Raw genomic sequence first — 3,338 nt, forward strand, 5'->3', positions numbered from 1 at the left:
TGTGCAAGCTACGCTCAGTCTTCGACAGCTTTCGCTTTATCCTTCGCGTTACGCTTGTTGTGCAAGCTACGCTCAGTCTTCGACAGCTTTCGCTGTCTCTTATTTAGCTTCATTCTGAATTAAACCATTCGCACTCAGAAAAATCGTTTTTGATTAATTTTGCACCCGAAACTGAACGAACAGAAGTGAAACAATTATAAATAAAATGGCTGACTTTTTTTACCAGGAACCGTATCCGATTTTGAAAGATACGACAGAATACCGCAAAATTTCGTCCAACTATGTAAGTGTAGAAAAGGTCGGGAACAGAGAAGTGTTAAACATTGATCCGAAAGGATTGGAACTTCTTGCACAGGAAGCATTGGGTGATGTATCATTTTATCTGCGAACTTCCCATTTGGAGAAATTACGTGCCATTCTGGATGATCCGGAAGCAACGGATAACGATCGTTTTGTTGCATACAATTTATTGCAGAATGCAACAATTGCGGCAGAAGGACAACTTCCTTCCTGCCAGGATACCGGAACGGCAATTGTTGTTGGTAAAAAGGGAGAAGATGTGTATACCGGTGCAAATGACGCCGAATACCTTTCGAAAGGAATTTACAATACCTACCAGGAAAGAAACTTGCGTTATTCCCAGATCGTAGCGTTCGATATGTTTGAAGAGAAGAATTCCGGTTCCAATCTTCCGGCACAAATCGACTTGTACGCATCCCAGGGAGCGAAATACGAATTCTTATTCCTGGCGAAAGGAGGAGGTTCGGCAAACAAAACATTCCTGTATCAAAAAACAAAATCGTTGTTGAATGATGCTTCTTTGGAAGAATTCATCAAAGAAAAGATCAAAGACCTTGGAACTTCAGCTTGTCCGCCATACCATTTGGCATTTGTAGTAGGAGGAACCTCTGCAGAAGCGAACTTGGCAGCCGTGAAAAAAGCATCTGCAGGATATTACGATCATCTTCCGACGGAAGGAAATATGGGAGGTCAGGCTTTCCGTGATTTGGAGTGGGAAAAACGCGTGCAGAAAATTTGCCAGGAAAGTACGATCGGAGCTCAATTCGGAGGAAAATATTTTACGCATGATGTTCGAGTGATTCGTCTTCCGCGTCACGCTGCATCTTGTCCTGTCGGATTGGGAGTTTCCTGTTCGGCTGACCGTAATATCAAAGCGAAAATTACCAAAGAAGGGTTGTTCGTTGAGCAATTGGAGAAAAATCCGCGCCGTTTGTTACCCGAAGTTCCTCCGCATTTGGAGCCGCCGGTAAGTATTGACCTGGACAAACCAATGGCAGAAGTATTGGCTGAATTGTCGAAATATCCGATCAAAACACGTTTGAAACTAAACGGAACATTGATTGTGGCTCGTGATGCAGCTCATGCGAGAATCAAGGAATTGTTGGATGCCGGACAACCAATGCCGGAATACTTCAAGAATCACCCGGTTTATTATGCCGGACCTGCAAAAACTCCGGAAGGAATGCCTTCAGGAAGTTTCGGGCCAACAACTGCCGGGCGTATGGATTCCTATGTGGATTTATTCCAAAGCATGGGAGGAAGTATGATCATGCTTGCAAAAGGAAACCGTTCGAAAGACGTAACGAATGCGTGTAACAAGTACGGTGGATTCTATTTAGGATCGGTCGGAGGACCGGCAGCAATTTTGGCAAAAGAGAACATTCTTTCCGTAGAATTGGTTGATTTTGAAGATATGGGAATGGAAGCTGTTCGTAAGATCACGATCAAAGATTTCCCGGCTTTCATCATCACGGACGATAAAGGAAACGACTTCTTCGCAAATTTGTAAGCCTTACAACATAGAATCTTTGGAAGGAATCAGTGAAAACTGGTTCCTTTTTTGTTTCCTGTATTCATTCGGATAATCGAAGAAAAGTTTGTCATGAATGGGCCAAATGTGAAAAATGTTCAAAAATAATATACCAAATGGTATTTTATTTCAAAAATGAATTACATTTGTTTGACAGATTGAATCAACAATCATGACAAAAGCAGAACGTACACGGAAATTCATCATAGAAACAACGGCTCCGATCTTTAATAAGAAAGGATACGAGGGAACTTCCATTTCGGATATTACGACTGCTACCGGTTTGACGAAAGGAAGTATTTACGGGAATTTCAAAGACAAAGATGAATTGGCAGCTGTCGCTTTTGATTACAACCTGGGAAGAGTCCGGAATGAAATTGTGAGACGTTCACTCGGTTTGAAAGATCCGGTTGAACAATTGCTGGTCTATGTAGATTTTTATGGAGAAGTTTATGACAAGATCGCAATTTCGGGAGGTTGTCCGCTCTTAAACACAGCAGTTGATGCAGATGATTCGAACCCTTTGTTGTTTGCAAGAGTTTGCAATGCAATGCTGGAATGGCATTCGCACATTCGCAAAATAGTAGAATACGGAATCAAAAAGGAGATTTTTTTAACCGGAACGGATGCAGAAGCGTTTGCAGATCAATTTGTTTCTCTGATCGAAGGCGGAATGTTGCTTTCGAAGACTTTCAGAAACAGAACCCATTTGGATTCGAACCTGTTGTTTATCCGGAAAATGATCAAAGAAATAACGAACTGAAATTTTTTTAACCAAAAATATACCGGTTGGTATATTGCGGAATTACGTCCCGATCAATATCGGGATCGCGAAATTGAAAAATGAGAACATCGCAAAAAAACAAATCATGGAAAAATACGCTTATATTTTAGCTGCAAGCAGAACCGGAACAGGAGGTTTCTTAGGTTCTCTCGCTTCATTTACTGCGCCTGAACTAGCTGCAGAAGTGATCAAAGACCTGATCCCGAAAGCGGGAATCAAAGCAAGTGATATCGACGAGGTTATTTTGGGAAATGTACTTTCTGCAAATATCGGCCAGGCTCCTGCCCGGCAAGCTGCACGTTTTGCCGGAATCCCCGATGAAACCGATGCCACAACGATCAACAAAATCTGTGCTTCCGGTTTGAAAGCGGTTTCGTATGCCGTTCAGTCCATCCTCTCAGGGAACAGCGACGTCGTTCTTGCCGGAGGAATGGAAAGCATGTCGAATGCGCCGTATTATATCGAAAATCACAGGGAAGGACACAAAACCGGGCATCAGCAGATTGTAGACGGAATGCTTAAAGACGGATTATGGGATCCGTATCACAATTTCCACATGGGAAGTGCGGCCGAACTGGCAAACAAAAAATACGGAATTTCAAGAGAAGAACAAGACGAATACACCTTGAAATCTTTTGCAAAAGCAAAAATTGCACATGCTTCTGGAAGCTTTAAGAACGAAATTACTCCGCTTACTGTTCAAACAAAGAAAGGCGGGTTTGT

Annotated in this window: 3 protein-coding genes; all 3 read left to right on the forward strand. The window is 42.4% G+C overall.

From position 1 onward, the window contains the following. The first annotated feature begins 205 nt into the window (after nucleotides 1–205). On the forward strand, nucleotides 206–1,810 hold the full coding sequence (locus Q1V93_RS14465; protein ID WP_300665641.1) for a fumarate hydratase: 1,605 nt from the start codon (nucleotides 206–208) through the stop codon (nucleotides 1,808–1,810). 193 nt (nucleotides 1,811–2,003) lie between these two features. Continuing rightward, on the forward strand, nucleotides 2,004–2,594 hold the full coding sequence (locus Q1V93_RS14470; RefSeq protein WP_300665642.1) for a TetR/AcrR family transcriptional regulator: 591 nt from the start codon (nucleotides 2,004–2,006) through the stop codon (nucleotides 2,592–2,594). 106 nt (nucleotides 2,595–2,700) lie between these two features. Further along, nucleotides 2,701–3,338: beta-ketoacyl synthase N-terminal-like domain-containing protein (locus Q1V93_RS14475; protein WP_300665643.1), on the forward strand; the 638-nt coding region annotated here is incomplete at its 3' end.

It is taken from the genome of Fluviicola sp., assembly GCF_030151805.1.
Taxonomy (GTDB): domain Bacteria; phylum Bacteroidota; class Bacteroidia; order Flavobacteriales_D; family Crocinitomicaceae; genus Fluviicola.

Coding starts and splice junctions, on each gene's coding strand:
- Q1V93_RS14470 (WP_300665642.1), top strand. CDS start 2,004: ATGACAAAAGCAGAACGTACACGGAAATTCATCATAGAAACAACGGCT.
- Q1V93_RS14465 (WP_300665641.1), top strand. CDS start 206: ATGGCTGACTTTTTTTACCAGGAACCGTATCCGATTTTGAAAGATACG.